This window comes from Bacillus sp. Je.9.29.b, assembly GCF_051129925.1.
Taxonomy (GTDB): Bacteria; Bacillota; Bacilli; order Bacillales; family Bacillaceae; genus Bacillus; species Bacillus safensis.
In genome coordinates, this window is the sequence record NZ_JBCPSO010000001.1 from 114,519 (window position 1) to 129,652 (window position 15,134).

Annotated in this window: 16 protein-coding genes; 10 read left to right on the forward strand and 6 right to left on the reverse strand. The window is 41.6% G+C overall.

The window, feature by feature from the left end; translation table 11 throughout:
- Positions 1 to 77: 77 nt before the first annotated feature.
- A complete protein-coding gene (locus AAZR19_RS00625) occupies positions 78 to 434 on the reverse strand; it encodes a YtxH domain-containing protein (protein WP_024425453.1) in 357 nt (118 codons plus the stop codon).
- A 128-nt stretch (positions 435 to 562) separates the two neighbouring features.
- Here AAZR19_RS00625 and AAZR19_RS00630 point away from each other — a divergent pair, with 128 nt between their 5' ends.
- Positions 563 to 754 carry a hypothetical protein gene (locus tag AAZR19_RS00630; protein WP_024425454.1) on the forward strand — a complete coding sequence of 64 codons (192 nt, stop codon included), beginning with the start codon at positions 563 to 565 and terminating at the stop codon, positions 752 to 754.
- 49 nt (positions 755 to 803) lie between these two features.
- Here AAZR19_RS00630 and AAZR19_RS00635 read toward each other — a convergent pair whose 3' ends face one another.
- The 3 genes from AAZR19_RS00635 to AAZR19_RS00645 all read right to left on the reverse strand — a co-directional run bounded on the left by AAZR19_RS00635 (position 804) and on the right by AAZR19_RS00645 (position 3,117).
- On the reverse strand, positions 804 to 1,322 hold the full coding sequence (locus AAZR19_RS00635) for a tryptophan transporter (RefSeq protein ID WP_024425455.1): 519 nt from the start codon (positions 1,320 to 1,322) through the stop codon (positions 804 to 806).
- A gap of 127 nt (positions 1,323 to 1,449) precedes the next feature.
- On the reverse strand, positions 1,450 to 2,529 hold the full coding sequence (serC, locus tag AAZR19_RS00640; RefSeq protein WP_076839436.1) for a 3-phosphoserine/phosphohydroxythreonine transaminase: 1,080 nt from the start codon (positions 2,527 to 2,529) through the stop codon (positions 1,450 to 1,452).
- A 159-nt stretch (positions 2,530 to 2,688) separates the two neighbouring features.
- Positions 2,689 to 3,117 (reverse strand): HIT family protein, encoded by a 429-nt coding sequence (locus tag AAZR19_RS00645; RefSeq protein WP_024425457.1) that lies wholly within the window; start codon positions 3,115 to 3,117, stop codon positions 2,689 to 2,691.
- Positions 3,118 to 3,603: 486 nt separating this feature from the next.
- Between AAZR19_RS00645 and AAZR19_RS00650 the strand changes: the two genes are divergently transcribed.
- From AAZR19_RS00650 to AAZR19_RS00660, 3 genes are read left to right on the forward strand one after another with little or no spacing between them, the layout of a single operon-like run.
- Complete coding sequence (locus tag AAZR19_RS00650) at positions 3,604 to 4,344, forward strand: ABC transporter ATP-binding protein (protein ID WP_024426563.1); 741 nt, start codon at positions 3,604 to 3,606, stop codon at positions 4,342 to 4,344.
- A complete protein-coding gene (locus tag AAZR19_RS00655) occupies positions 4,337 to 5,557 on the forward strand; it encodes an ABC transporter permease (RefSeq protein ID WP_326350051.1) in 1,221 nt (406 codons plus the stop codon). Before AAZR19_RS00650 ends, AAZR19_RS00655 begins: the two co-directional genes overlap by 8 nt.
- Before the next feature lie 45 nt (positions 5,558 to 5,602).
- A complete protein-coding gene (locus AAZR19_RS00660) occupies positions 5,603 to 6,310 on the forward strand; it encodes an EcsC family protein (protein WP_041109974.1) in 708 nt (235 codons plus the stop codon).
- A 29-nt stretch (positions 6,311 to 6,339) separates the two neighbouring features.
- Here the strand turns inward: AAZR19_RS00660 and AAZR19_RS00665 are convergent, their stop codons facing one another.
- Positions 6,340 to 7,527 carry a M20 family metallopeptidase gene (locus tag AAZR19_RS00665; RefSeq protein WP_163115324.1) on the reverse strand — a complete coding sequence of 396 codons (1,188 nt, stop codon included), beginning with the start codon at positions 7,525 to 7,527 and terminating at the stop codon, positions 6,340 to 6,342.
- A gap of 148 nt (positions 7,528 to 7,675) precedes the next feature.
- Here AAZR19_RS00665 and AAZR19_RS00670 point away from each other — a divergent pair, with 148 nt between their 5' ends.
- A complete protein-coding gene (locus tag AAZR19_RS00670) occupies positions 7,676 to 7,963 on the forward strand; it encodes a hypothetical protein (RefSeq protein ID WP_226015057.1) in 288 nt (95 codons plus the stop codon).
- Positions 7,964 to 8,026: 63 nt separating this feature from the next.
- Here AAZR19_RS00670 and AAZR19_RS00675 read toward each other — a convergent pair whose 3' ends face one another.
- Positions 8,027 to 8,512, reverse strand: a complete 486-nt coding sequence (locus tag AAZR19_RS00675) for an antibiotic biosynthesis monooxygenase family protein (RefSeq protein WP_024426559.1) — start codon at positions 8,510 to 8,512, stop codon at positions 8,027 to 8,029.
- A 127-nt stretch (positions 8,513 to 8,639) separates the two neighbouring features.
- Here AAZR19_RS00675 and AAZR19_RS00680 point away from each other — a divergent pair, with 127 nt between their 5' ends.
- The 5 genes from AAZR19_RS00680 (at position 8,640) to AAZR19_RS00700 (ending at position 15,117) form a co-directional block, all read left to right on the forward strand.
- On the forward strand, positions 8,640 to 10,775 hold the full coding sequence (locus tag AAZR19_RS00680; protein ID WP_163115323.1) for a transglycosylase domain-containing protein: 2,136 nt from the start codon (positions 8,640 to 8,642) through the stop codon (positions 10,773 to 10,775).
- Positions 10,776 to 10,900: 125 nt separating this feature from the next.
- Complete coding sequence (hemE, locus tag AAZR19_RS00685; protein WP_041109981.1) at positions 10,901 to 11,959, forward strand: uroporphyrinogen decarboxylase; 1,059 nt, start codon at positions 10,901 to 10,903, stop codon at positions 11,957 to 11,959.
- A gap of 32 nt (positions 11,960 to 11,991) precedes the next feature.
- Positions 11,992 to 12,930, forward strand: coding sequence for a ferrochelatase (hemH, locus tag AAZR19_RS00690; protein ID WP_024426557.1), 939 nt, complete (start codon positions 11,992 to 11,994; stop codon positions 12,928 to 12,930).
- A gap of 22 nt (positions 12,931 to 12,952) precedes the next feature.
- Positions 12,953 to 14,365, forward strand: coding sequence for a protoporphyrinogen oxidase (gene hemY / locus AAZR19_RS00695; RefSeq protein WP_041109984.1), 1,413 nt, complete (start codon positions 12,953 to 12,955; stop codon positions 14,363 to 14,365).
- 173 nt (positions 14,366 to 14,538) lie between these two features.
- Positions 14,539 to 15,117: a TetR/AcrR family transcriptional regulator gene (locus AAZR19_RS00700; protein WP_034282193.1), complete on the forward strand. Its 579-nt coding sequence runs from the start codon at positions 14,539 to 14,541 to the stop codon at positions 15,115 to 15,117.
- Positions 15,118 to 15,134: the final 17 nt, after the last annotated feature.

The following is a 15,134-nucleotide window of genomic DNA, read 5'->3' on the forward strand; positions in this document are numbered from 1 at the left end:
TAACCTTTTTTCAACAAAAAAAGTGCGGGATACGCACCCCGCACACTTTTGTAAACGAATATTTTTTTGTGAGTATATTAGTTTTGTAAGGTTTTCTCCAGTTGTTTGAGCTTTTCCTCAATTTCCTGAATTTCCTTTTGTAAGTCCTGCTGATGAGGTTTGATTTCTTCGCGCCATTGCTGAATCGATGTTTGCAATTCAGACCCGACTTCTTTAATCACCTCTGCGCTTTCTTTTGCTGTTTCCACAATTTGCTCTTTTAAAGCTTGTCCATCTCTTTTTAATTTTGTCAGCGTATCTTCGAATTTGTCATAGCCGTCTTTCACTTTTCCGCGCACATCTCTGCCAGAAGAGGGAGTCGTCAGGAGCACTGCCGCACCTCCGAGGAGACCGCCTACAAATAATCCTGTTAATAAAGAACGTCCACTAGCCATTCAAATCACCTCTAGTCAAATTTTACACATTCGCATGTTCTCTCTGAGCTGACGATCAGCTTCATTGAACTTCCATACATAGCTTGCTTTATTTTAGCATACTTTTGAAGAAAAGGGAGGGGAGAAGGTTGTCTGTCTTTCTGTTCGTTTTTATGTGTATCGTCATCGTTTTTACAGGTGGTTCTATTCATTATGCAAGACAGCTTGGGTATGCAGGGTCTTATCCGCCAAAACATGTTTTAAAGCAAAAAGCACTTGTGTGTGCGGCTGGTGCAGGAATTTCGCTCCTCATTTTGCTGCTGACCCTTTTTCTTTTATAAAAGCATGAAAAAAACCTCTTCATCTATCATGAAGAGGTTCGGTTATTCGTTAAGCAACTTCTATCATTCTTGCACGTCTCAGAATGGACTGAGCAATTGGGAAGACAAATACCATAGCAATGGTATTAATCACGGCTGCTGGCAGGACAACACCCACAAGAAGTGCCGGTAATGCAGCTGGCAGTCCAGTGATCAATAAAGCGGCAGATAAGAAAATCACGCCGGATACGATGGTTCCAATCGCAGTTAACACAGCGGTCAGCACCACTTTGTTCTTTATCTTCAAGCAAGATAAGAAAAGGGCTAAGAAGATAAAGGCTGTCACTGGCTTATCAATCATATTCGGAATTTGTCCGCCTGGGAATCCCGTTGTTAATGCAGAAATCACGCCAGTCACTAGCGCAATTACGACAACATGCTGTACCTTTGGGAAAAGGATGATGCTTAAAAACATCATGACCAGCATCATGTCAGGTTTCATTCCAAAAAAGATGGGCGGGAAAATCGTATGCAAGACAGCTCCCATTGCTGCAAGCAATGACATAATCACTAATTCTTTTGTTTTCATTTCTATGCTCTCCTCTGCTAAGCTCTTATAGGACTCTCCAATAATATGGCTCATCATTTATTGCAAGAGTCATGACTTTATATTTCTCGTTATTATAACAAATTTATTTCCCTATAGAAAAGCCTTTTTACTCATTTTCTTGCTGGAACTTTTTCATAAAGTCCGCAAGCTTTTGGCAGTCTTCAATTGAGACCGCATTGTAAATAGATGCTCTGCATCCACCGACAGAACGGTGGCCGGCAAGTCCAACCATTTGCTCTTGCTTTGCTTTTTCCACAAAGGAAGAAGTAAGTGCATCATCGCGAAGAGTAAAGGTGACATTCATATGCGAACGGCTGTCAGCGCGCGCATGTCCTTGATAAAAACCGCCGCTTTGATCAATGGTATCATAGAGAATACCTGCTTTTTGTTCATTGCGTTTTTCCGCTGCTTCTACACCGCCAGCTTGTTTGACATGCTCAAGGACAAGTGACAGCATATAAATCGCAAAAGTCGGTGGTGTATGATAAAGAGAATTGGCTTTTGCGTGTGTTGAATATTTTAATATTTTCGGCGTGCTGCTTTTCTCTTTCTCTAATAAACGTTTGCGCGCAATCACAATCGTGATACCTGAAGGTCCTAGGTTTTTTTGTGCCCCAGCATAGATGAGATCAAATGAAGAAACGTCTATTTTTTTGCTGAGAATATCACTGGACATATCCGCAATGAGCGGGAGTGACGTGTTCGGGAACGTTTTCCACTGGGTACCGAAGATCGTATTGTTCGATGTGATGTGTAAGTAAGCACCATCTGTTAAACCGGAAGCATCTACTTCTGGAATATACGAGTAGTTGTCATCTTCACTTGAAGCAAGCACAGATGTCTGACCAAACCCTTTTGCTTCTGACAATGCTTTTTCTGACCAAGCGCCTGTTTGAATGAAATGAGCTGTTTCGCCTTTATGTAAGAAGTTCATAGGAATCATCGCAAATTGAAGACTAGCTCCGCCTTGTAAAAAGAGGACTTCATAATCTTCTGGAATGTCCATCAACTCCATCAAAAGCGCTTTTGCTTTATTGTGGACTTCTTCATATTCACCGCTGCGATGAGAAAGCTCCATCACAGACATCCCAGTTTGTTTAAAATCAACAAGTTCTTCCTGTGCTTTTTGAAGCACTTCTAGCGGCAATGCCGCCGGACCAGCATTAAAATTCGTTGTTCGCTTCATCACAATCTCTCCCTATTTCTCGCGTTAATGGATCAAAAGATAAAACCATCCTATCACAAATTTGAAGCATTTGGACAAAAAATTTGAATCGTTCAAAATATCTTACTATTAAGAGAAGGAAGCGATGAAAAGGGGTAAAAATAAGAAAAACCTCATCTGTTAAGATGAGGTAAGCCGCGTGTGGATGGCAGAGGAAATGTCTTTTAAATCCTCTGACGTGTATTGATCTTGATGTGATTTCCATACGGCACCAAAGCCATCGCCTTTTCCGTAGCGCGGAATGATGTGCATATGGTAATGGAACACCGATTGACCGGCTTTTTCACCGTTGTTGTTCAGGAGGTTTAACCCGATTGGTTCAAATTCCTGTTTGATCGCCCTTGCAATTTTCGGAATCGCTTGGAAGTAGTGGTTAGACACTTCTGGTGTCATCTCATAGATGTTTTCTTTATGTATTTTCGGAATTACAAGGGTATGTCCTTTTGTTACTTGGCTGATATCAAGAAAAGCCAATACATGCTCGTCTTCATATACTTTTGCACATGGAATGTCTCCATCAATGATCTTGCAAAAAATGCAGTCGCTCACGCCATGTCACTCCTCATTATTTTTCCTTTATCGTATCACAAAAAGAAGCAAAAAAGAAAACAGGACAAGCGAACTCCTTTGGTCGCTCATCCTGCTCCTGCAGAAGAAATGCTGATGCTTTCATTCGAATGCCTTTTGAATTCTCTATTTATTGAAATAAAGAATTCACGTGCCTGCTATTTCTGCCGTAAACACCTCATTTGACGTTTTGGTTTGTCGTATACATATTGTATAGGACACAAAAATCAAGAATCAGTGAAGCAAAACAGAAGCTAAGGTTTTTAGATGAAAAACCAACTTGTCATGCGGTTCTTTGCCTTTAACAAACACCTCATTTACTTATTGGTCATCAAGTTCATTTCTTCTACATACATTATGATGACCAAGGCGCCTATTTTTTATTCATGACTCGTCTATAGGTAAACATTTCAAATTATCATTCGTTTTTGTTACTATAAAGGAAAAAAGAAAGAAAGGAACGAATTCATGTCCCTTCTCACTGTAAAAGATGTAACGGGCGGATATACGAAGAATCCCGTTCTAAAAAATATTTCATTTGAATTAGAAAGAAATCAAATCGTCGGTCTCATTGGCTTAAACGGGGCGGGGAAAAGTACAACCATCCGACATATTATCGGGCTCATGAAACCGCATAAAGGTGTCATTGAATTAAATGGACGAACCCTTCAAGACGACCAAGAGGCGTATCGTTCACAATTTACGTTTATTCCTGAAACACCTGTTTTATATGAAGAATTAACGTTAAAAGAGCATTTAGAGCTGACAGCGATGGCTTACGGTCTATCAAAGGAACAATTAGACGAACGCCTGCCATCGTTGCTGAAAGAATTTCGAATGGAGAAAAGGCTGAAATGGTTCCCTGCTCATTTTTCAAAAGGAATGAAGCAGAAAGTCATGATTATGTGTGCATTCCTTGTGGAACCAGAGCTGTATATCATCGATGAACCGTTTTTAGGGCTTGATCCTCTTGCAATCAATGCACTGCTTGAACGGATGAATGCTGCGAAGAAAAGCGGCGCTAGTGTCCTGATGTCAACGCATATTTTAGCGACAGCTGAGCGCTATTGTGATTCCTTCATTATTTTGCACGAAGGGGAAATCAGAGCGAAAGGAACACTGGCAGAGCTGAGAGAACAGTTCGATATGAGAGATGCGACACTCGATGATCTTTATTTGGAATTAACAAAGGAAGAAAGCTATGAGTAAAACAACGCTTACTATCTGGAAATCAAGATTAGAGGAACACATACAAGAAACAAGAAAATACTTAAAATACATGTTCAACGATCATCTTGTCATTGTGCTCATTTTTTTCCTTGCAGGCGGAGCAAGCTGGTACAGCAACTGGCTCAAACATATTCCGGCTCACTTCCCATCCTACTGGGTGATGGCAGTTGTTTTCTCATTGGTACTTACAAGCTCATACGTACGTACGTTGATTAAAGAAGCCGATCTCGTGTTTTTGCTTCCTTTGGAAGGGAAGATGGAGCCTTACTTAAAACAGGCGTTTAACTTTAGCTTCATTTCTCAGCTGTTTCCTCTCATTGCTGTATCCATTGTCGCACTTCCGCTTTATTCGGCGGTGTCTTCAGGAGGCATCACGGAGTATGTGCTGATATTGGCGCAAATGATCTTAATAAAGGGCCTGAATACAGCCATTCAATGGAGAATGACTTATTTTCAAGGAAAACACGTGAGATGGCTCGATGCAGCCCTTCGTTTTCTATTAAATATGATGTTGATTTACACCGTTTTACAGGCAGCCTATGCGATTGCAATCGTTTTTTATCTTATCTATGGTGTCTATCTCGTCTACTTAACAAATGCAGTGAAAAAACAGCCCTTTCAATGGGAAATGCATATTTCTGATGAATTAAAACGGAAGCAGCGCTTTTATCGTTTGGCAAACTTATTTACAGATGTGCCTCACTTAAAGAAACAGGTGAAAAGAAGAGCATACATGGACTGGATTTTGAAGTTTGTTCCTTACGATCAGCGTAAAACTTTTTCTTATATGTATGTGAGGGCGTTTGTACGCTCAAATGACTATTTTGGTCTCGTGTTTAGATTAACGGCTGTGTTTGTCCTGATTATTTTGTATACAGGTGCAGCAGGCTGGGTGGGTGCGTTACTAGTCTTGTTCACAGTATTTATCACAGGTGTACAGCTTGTGCCGTTAACGAAGCACTTTGCTCATCTTTCATTACAGGCACTCTATCCAGTTTCTCAAAAAGAAAAGGATCGAAGCTTTTTTGTTCTCGTCCGTAATGTGCTCATCATCCAATCGATATTGCTGAGCTGTGCGCTACTTCCAGCAGGAGGCTGGCAGGGAAGCGGACTTGCCTTTCTCATTTCTTTAGCATTTGTGCTTGTCCTCTTTAAGCCTTACGTGCAAAGCAGGTTAAAAAAGATGAGATAAGTGGAGATTACAGCGAGCGTATGATGACATCAAGGAGGGGACCGGATGAATGCAGCTGAACGGGAGTTGTATGAAGAAGCCATTCTTTTTCAAACACGTTTTTTAAGAAAACCTTCAAAGATCGAACGGTTTTCAAAAGGAGTTCAGCAGCAGGTGAACCGCCGAATTCCTGCCAGGTTTCATCAAGTCATCACAAGTGCAGTCAAAACAATGGTTGAATCCACCGTATCAGGATCACACTTTACTTCATTTTCAGTGATTGATGAACAATTATCTATTGTAGAACGAAATGAACTGGCAAAGGATAAAGTGAAGTATTACCAAAAGGCGGCTGCTATCGAAGGGGTTGGAACAGGTGCAGGCGGTTTATTCCTTGGAATGGCAGACTTTCCGCTGCTGTTAAGCATAAAGATGAAATGCCTTTATGAGCTGGCGTGTATTTATGGCTTTGATTTATCTCAAAAGGAGGAAAGACTCTTTTTGCTCTGCATATTTCAACTCGCCTTTTCCAGCAGTGCCCATCGTCAAAAAATGATGAAGATCATAGATGATTGGGAAACGAGCCGCAAGGAAATGGATTGGTACAGCTTTCAGCAGGAGTATCGAGATTACATTGATCTTGTAAAGCTGTTTCAATTAATGCCGGTCGTCGGAGCCGCTGTTGGCGGGGTGGCAAATCATCAGCTGACAGGACAGCTCGGAGAGGTTGCACGCCATGTGTTTCACTTGCGAATATTGAAAGAAATGAAATAGAAAAGCCGCTGATGACAGCGGCTTTTTTTTTATTCATTGTAGGAAAGAACGGCGTTAGCGAGTACCTTTGCTGCGATAGGCATTGCTTTTTCGTTGATATCAAACTTTGGATGATGATGTGGATACACGTCTTGGCTGTTTTCGGGCATGGCGCCTGTGTAGAAGAAGGTACCAGGGACATGCTGAAGGTAGTAAGCAAAGTCTTCTCCGCCCATTTGGGTTTCCGCTTCTTTTACTTCTGTGACACCTTCTGTCTGGTTTGCGATGTCAGCAATATATTCAGTCGGCTTTGGATGGTTTTTGACAGCAGGGTATCCTCTGACGTATTCATATGTGTAGGCAGCATCATGCATCTGGCATACCCCTTTTACCACCTGTTCAATTTCTCGTTCGATGATATGCCGTGCATTTTCTTCAAAGGATCGTGCAGTACCAGTTAAAACAGCTGAGTCTGCAATAACGTTAAAGGCATTCTCCGCTACAAAACCTCCAACAGAAACAACAGCAGAATCAATTGGATTGACTTTACGTGCAACGACTTGCTGCAGGTTTGCGACGATTTGTGAACCGATGAGTACGGCATCTTTTGTTAAATGAGGCTGGGCGCCGTGTCCGCCTTTCCCTTGGACTTGAATGGAGAAACGATCCGCCGCTGCCATAAAGTTCCCGCTTTTATAAAGAATCGTGCCACAAGGCTCTGAAGACCAAAGGTGCGTACCGAATATCACATCGACACCGTCTAAACAGCCGTCTTCAATCATTGGTTTTGCACCGCCGGGAGCATATTCCTCGGCATGCTGATGAATGAGGACGATCTTCCCTTTTAATTGATCACGATGCGTATGCAAAATTTTAGCTAATACAAGAAGTGTCGCAGTATGCCCATCGTGACCGCACGCATGCATCACACCAGGCTTTGTTGATTTGTAAGGTACATCTTTTTCATCGTGGATGGGAAGTGCATCAAAATCAGCTCTGAGGGCAATGGTTGGTCCCGGAGAAGCTCCTTTAATAAAAGCGAGTACGCCATGACCGCCCACCTTGGTGCGCGTAGGTATTTGTAATGTATCATAGTAGCTGGCGATGAAAGCGGCTGTTTCTTCTTCCTGAAAAGAAAGTTCAGGATTCATATGGAGATGGCGTCTAATTTCAACCATTTCCTCATAATGTTCATCAAGACGTTCATTGATGCTTTTTTGTAAAGTGGATATTGTCATTGAATCGAAAACCTCCTTCATGCTCTTTTACTGATTGTATGGTAATTGTTAGAATCTTTCAACAGAAGAGGATTTCGTGGTCAGTATCAAAAGGTCATTTTACATAAAAGTCGAAGTGGATATGAAGCAAGGAAAGGGAGGAGTAGCGTTGGGAAGCTGTCCAAATTGTTCAAAAACATTTTCTTTCGTCGAAAAATTTCATTTATCACATACGAAAATGATGATGTGTCCAAGCTGCCGGCATCAAATCAAAGAAACATTTGTCTCAAAAATGAGTTTTTTCATGATCTGCTTGATTCCACTATTGGTGCTGCTGATTCAATTGAAAGGTGCTTCACCTATGTTGAAGTGGCCGATCTTATTAGGTTGGATATTGCTAAATTTCTATGTGCTTCAGCCGATCATTCATCGGTACGAGCTGAAATCAAGCTCATAAAATGAAGAGCCCAGCGACTGGGCTTTTTTTGATGAAAAAAAGAAGTGCTAGAGCAGCACTTCCTTAATTGTCTGTGACGGCATGGTAGGATGTGAGGTAAGCTGGACGAGAGAAAATGGAGCCTGTATCCTCGTGTGGCTGAAAGAATGCTTCTGATTCTTGAAAGTCTTGAAATAAGTCCTCTGATTCCCAAAGTGTCAAAATCAAATAAACTTCTTCATCTTTTTTAGGTCTTAACACGCGAATAGCCTGGAAGCCGCGCTGATGTTCTGAGATGTTCGTCTTTTTCTGAAAGGTGGATTCAAACAGTGCTCTGCTTTCAAGCTTAACAGGGATATGATTCAAGGTGACGAAACCAGATTGGACAAGCTCGCCTTTCGCATAAATCACATCATAGGCATGAGGGGCTTTAAATACAGTCTCACCCTCCGTTTCATGAAAAAGAGCTGCTTGTTCTTTTCCGACCATATAAAGCAGATTTTCCAGATGGTGTTTTTTTGCGATTTTATGCAAAAAATCTGCTGTTCCATATGTAATATAGAAATTCATCTAAACCGCCTCCTGCTTGATAGTATAACAAAAGAATGATATATAATTCTTTGGCAGTCAATCCATAAAACATATTATGAAGCAATACATCCCATACTATCCGTATAAAGGAATGAGGTGACCTAATTTGAAGAAAAAGAAGATAATCATTCCATTAGTCATTGCAGGAAGTACAATTGTACTCTCATTTATTGGCTATCTGACGATTTTATTTTTAGGACATTATGTCATAGATGAAAAGAAGCTTGTTTTTCATGCTTCCTCCAAAATCATTGATCAGAATGGAAAAGAACTCACAAGCATGTATTCAGAAAATCGGGACCCTGTTTCATTAAAAGAGGTGCCCGATAAAGTAGCAAAAGCTTTTGTGGCTGTCGAGGACAAGCGTTTTTATGAGCATCACGGAATTGATGCACAGTCTATTTCAAGGGCGGTTTATCGAGATATATTAGCAGGAGGGAAGGTAGAGGGCGGCAGTACAATTACCCAGCAGCTCGCAAAAAATATTTTTCTCACAAATGACAAAACCTTTCTTCGAAAAACGAAAGAAGTCATTATTGCCATTAATTTAGAGAGAGATTATTCAAAGGATAAGCTGCTAGAGATGTATTTGAATCAGCTTTACTTTGGCCATGGTGTTTATGGTATTCAGGCAGCAGCCAATTATTATTTTAGTAAGGATGTCAAAGATTTAACGGTCAGCGAAGGTGCCACACTCGCTGCGATGCCAAAGGCACCATCTTCTTACTCGCCTGTTTTACACCCTGATAAAAATAAACAGAGGCGGGACACCATCCTGAATTTAATGAACGAACAAGGATATTTGTCTTCAACAGAAACAGTAGAAGCAAAAGGGAGAACACTAGGCATTCATTTAAAAAAGAAATCAGAAACACCTTGGGTGGACAGCTATGTTGATCTCATTATTAAAGAAGCAGAATCAGAGTATGCCATTTCACATGAACAATTGCTTCAAGGCGGCTATACCATTACAGTTCCGATTGATATGAATCTGCAAAAAACCGCTTATGATGCGACGAAGAACAACCGTTATTTCCCGGGAAAAAGCGGTTCTCCGGAAGGCAGCGCCGTATTCATTGATAACGAGTCTGGTGGAGTGAAAGCAGCCATCGGTGGACGAGAATATCAGGCAAGAGGCTACAACAGGGTGACAGCTGTTAGGCAACCGGGATCTGTTTTTAAGCCGATCGCAGTCTACGGTCCGGCAATGCAGGAGAAAAAATTCAGACCTTATTCACTGCTTGAAGACAAAGAAAAAAGCTATGACGGCTATTCACCTAAGAATTACGATGGGCAGTATGAAGGCAGGGTCACAATGGTGGAAGCCCTCATGAAAAGTAAAAATACCGCTGCTGTGTGGACATTAAGCCAGCTGGGCATTGATATGTCGAAATCATATCTCGAGAAAATGGGGATAGATATCTCGGATAAAGGCTTAGCTATTGCGCTTGGCGGTTTAGAAAAAGGAGTTTCTCCATTACAGATCGCTGGAGCCTTTCATACATTTGCAAATGAAGGCGTATATAAAAAGCCTTTCTTTATTCAAAAAATCACCAATGATGAAGGAGAAACTGTAGAAAAGAATCGTAGTCAGCAAGAACGAGTATTTAGTGTGCAGAATGCTTGGAATATGACAAGAATGCTCCAGCAAGTCGTCAAGGGCGGAACAGCCCAGAGCGGTTCATACGCTGGAGATTTAGCAGGTAAGACAGGTACGACCACATATTCAGGTGTGAAAGGTGCAACAAAGGATGCTTGGTTTGCCGGCTATACGCCTAGTACAACGGGTGCAATTTGGATGGGGTATGACAAAACCGATAACAGCCACTATTTAACTGGAGGCAGTCAATACCCTGTGCAGCTGTTTAAAGATATTTTAACAGCAGCTCAAATCACCAATGAAACGTTTGAAAAACCAGAAGGGATTAAAGAGCTCGAGTCGCCCATCCATTTAGAGGGATTATCAGGATTTGAAGCCCGCTATGCGTTTAAAATCAAAGGCTTGTTTACATTAGAGCTGTCTTGGGACAATCAGGAGGATAAACGCATTGAATACCGCATCTATGAAAAGAGAAATGGAAGCGAGACGCTGATCGACACAGTGACAGGCGTGGACAGCTATACAATGCCGTATGCCAATGTATTTTCAAATGCAGAGTATAAGGTTGTTCCCTATAATACCCAAACGCAAGAAGAAGGAGAAGGCAGTCCATATGTCAAGCCAGAGGCTTTTGGACGTTAATATTCGGCGATTTTTTGAACATTGAGCCGCTTTAGTATACCGTGCCTTGAAAAAACGGTATAGTAAAAGCAGGTTTGAGCCTTGTACAAAAAGAGAGTATAAGGCGAAAGGTGGAATGAAAGGTAATGGGAAAAACGAAGGTTTTTAATGACACGTTCTTAAAGGCGTGTAAAGGGGAAAAAACAGACCATGTACCAGTTTGGTATATGAGACAGGCAGGACGCTCACAGCCTGAATATCGTGCCCTTAAAGAAAAATACGGGCTATTTGAAATTACGCATCAGCCAGAGTTATGTGCTTATGTAACAAGACTTCCTGTAGAACAATATGGTGTAGATGCCGCTATTTTATATAAAGATATTATGACCCCGCTTCCGGCTATTGGAGTGGACGTAGAAATTAAAAATGGAATTGGACCTGTGATTGATGCACCGATTCGATCTAAAGCAGATATTGAACGTCTTGGGGAACTTCATCCTGAAGAAGACCTGCCATATGTGCTTGATACCATTCAGCTTTTAACGAAGGAGCAGCTGAATGTTCCGCTTATCGGTTTTGCTGGCGCACCATTTACGATGGCAAGCTATATGATTGAAGGCGGTCCATCTAAAAATTATCATAAAACAAAGGCGCTGATGTACAGTGATCCTGAGGCGTGGATGCTGCTCATGAACAAGTTAGCTGATATGACGATCACGTACATACGTGCGCAGGTAAAGGCCGGGATCAGTGCATTTCAAATTTTCGACTCATGGGTTGGCGCTTTAAATGCAGCAGATTACCGGACATTCATTAAGCCTGTCATGCAGCGAATTTTCACAGAGCTGAAGTCTGAAAACGTCCCAATGATCATGTATGGAGTTGGTGCAAGCCATTTAGCGAAAGATTGGCATGACCTGCCGCTTGATGTGGTTGGACTGGATTGGCGTATGAGTGTAGACGAAGCAAGAAAAGAAGGGCTCACAAAAACGTTACAGGGGAACCTCGATCCAACCATCTTACTTGCTCCTTGGGAAGTCATTGAAAAGAGAGCAAAAGATATTTTAGATCAAGGAATGAAATCAGATCACTTTATCTTTAACTTAGGTCATGGGGTATTTCCTGATGTTTCACCAGATACGTTAAAGAAGCTGACAGATTTTATTCACGATTATTCAGCGAAACATAAAGAATCATCCATCTAAACTATTTCAAATGATCTGAAGGAGTGTTGGTTGTGGAGAAAAAGAAAATGGGACTTCTTGTCATGGCATATGGCACCCCATATAAAGAAGAAGATATTGAGCGTTATTATACACATATCCGCAGAGGCAGAAAGCCGGAGCCAGAGATGCTGCAAGATTTGAAGGATCGCTACAAGGCAATCGGCGGTATTTCTCCTTTATCAAAAATTACCGAACAGCAGGCAAATGGTTTGTGTGATCATTTGAACGACATCCAAGACGACATTGAATTTCATGTCTACATTGGCTTAAAGCATATTGAGCCGTTCATTGAGGATGCAGTTGCAGAGATGCACAAGGACGGCATCACAGAAGCAGTGAGTATTGTTCTTGCGCCGCATTTTTCAACCTTTAGCGTGAAATCGTATAACAAGCGTGCACAAGATGAGGCAGACAAGCTTGGCAATCTGAAGATTACGTCTGTGGAAAGCTGGTACGATGAGCCGAAGTTTGTGGACTATTGGGTGAAACAAGTGAAGGATACGTATGCATCGATGAGTGAAGAGGAAAGAGAATCAGCCGTACTCATTGTGTCTGCACACAGCCTTCCTGAAAAAATTATTGCAGCAGGAGATCCATATCCTGATCAGCTCGCACAATCTGCCAAAATGATTGCAGAAGGTGCAGGAATTGAACATTATGAAATTGGCTGGCAAAGCGAAGGCAACACGCCTGATCCATGGCTTGGACCAGACGTTCAAGACTTAACACGGGATCTATTCGAACAAAAAGGCTATAAAACGTTCGTATATGTGCCTGTTGGGTTTGTCGCTGACCATCTTGAAGTGTTATACGACAACGATTATGAATGTAAAGTCGTGACAGATGAAATCGGTGCAGCCTACTATCGTCCAGAAATGCCAAATGCGAAACCAGCATTTATTGATGCTCTCGCAACTGTCGTATTAAAGAAGCTTGACGAAAGCAAGTAATTATATAAAAGAAGGCGATCCTATGCATGACAATCAAAAACACCTTGTCATCATCGGCGGTGGCATCACTGGTTTAGCCGCCGCCTTCTATTTGGAAAAGGAAGTCGAAGAAAAAGGTCTTCCCATTCAAATATCTCTTATTGAAGCGAGCCCTAGGCTAGGTGGAAAAATCCAAACATTATATAAAGACGGCTACATCATTGAACGTGGACCTGATTCATTTTTAGAAAGAAAGGTCAGTGGACCGCAGCTGGCGAAGGATGTGGGGCTCGCAGATCAGCTCGTCAATAATGAAACAGGGCAGGCATATGTACTAGTTAATGAAACCCTTCACCCGATGCCAAAAGGCGCTGTCATGGGTATTCCAACTCAAATCAGCCCATTCATCACAACCGGTCTTTTTTCAGTTGCAGGAAAAGCGAGAGCCGCAATGGATTTCGTCTTGCCAAAAAGCAAACAAACAGAAGATCAGTCGCTCGGTGAATTTTTTAGAAGACGTGTCGGTGATGAAGTAGTTGAGAATTTAATCGAACCTCTTCTATCAGGCATTTATGCAGGTGACATTGACCGTCTCAGCTTAATGTCCACCTTCCCGCAGTTTTATCAAACAGAACAAAAGCATCGCAGTTTGATTCTTGGGATGAAAAAATCACAGCAGCATGCGAAAGCGCAGCAAGTGACAGCGAAAAAACAAGGGCAGTTCCAAACGATCAATCAAGGACTGCAAGCGCTTGTTGAAGCAGTAGAAGGCAAGCTCAAGCTGACAACGATTTATAAAGGGACAAAAGTGAAGCAGATTGAAAAAACAGATGGGGGCTACGGTGTGCAGTTAGACAGCGGTCAAACGCTTTTTGCTGATTCAGCCATTGTGACAACTCCGCATCAATCGATCTATTCCATGTTTCCAAAAGAAGCGGGGCTTGAGTACTTGCATGATATGACATCTACTTCTGTTGCAACGGTTGCACTCGGTTTTAAAGAAGAGGATGTTCATAATGAATATGACGGCACTGGTTTTGTCATCTCAAGAAACAGTGATTTCTCTATTACAGCCTGTACGTGGACGAACAAAAAATGGCCGCATACAGCTCCTAAAGGAAAAACGCTATTGCGTGCTTATGTAGGGAAGGCTGGCGACGAATCAATTGTCGAACAGTCAGACCATCAAATCGTCAGCATTGTGCTGGAGGACTTGAAGAAAATTATGGATATTAAAGCAGATCCAGAACTGACGACAGTGACTCGCTGGAAGACGAGCATGCCGCAATATCACGTCGGTCATCAAAAGGCCATTTCGAACATGCGAGAAACGTTTAAGCAATCATATCCTGGTGTTTATATCACAGGTGCTGCTTTTGAAGGTGTCGGAATCCCTGATTGTATTGATCAAGGAAAAGCTGCCATTTCAGAGGCTGTATCTTATCTATTTTCATAAAACAAACTCCCTTTTCTATTAAGGAAAGGGAGTTTTTCATGTTCGAATCATTCAAAAAGAGTTGTGAATCATAAAAGTGAACAAAGTTGTTGCATCCGGAGAAAAGGATATGGTATATTACTTTCTGTACTTAATGACCAAAACGTTCAAATAGTCATTTTGGGAGTGAGATCATGAGTGTTGATAGGAGACAAATGATTTTAGACGGGGCTACGAAGGCATTTACTCAATTCGGTTATAAAGCCACCACAATGGACCTTGTGGCGAAGCTTGCCAACGTCGGAAAAGGAACCATTTATACCTTTTTCAAAAACAAAGAAGAGCTGTTTGATGAAATTTTCACATCCCTTTTAATGGAGATGAGGAAAATTGCGGATGAAGCAATGGATGAGGAGAAAAGTTTCTCTGAAAATCTTCACTTAGCACTCTTTGCAATATTGGAATTTCGAAAAAACCACCAGCTCACAATCAAAATCTTTCAGGAAAGTGCGGAGCTTGGCACGTCAGCGGTCAAGGAAATGATTGAGAAGATGGAGCAAATGATCATTCGCTATATTAAAACGAAAGTAAAAGAAGCGATTGATAAAGGCGATATTAAGCCTTGTGATCCTGAATTGACTGCATTTGTGATGGTGAAACTATATATTGCACTTATTTTTGATTGGGAAAAGCGATACGAGCCTTTAACAAAAGAAGAGGTGGCCGAGTCGCTGGAGCTTTATGTACTCAAAGGACTTTTAGCAGCAACATAATTTTTTTTAAGTTCAAA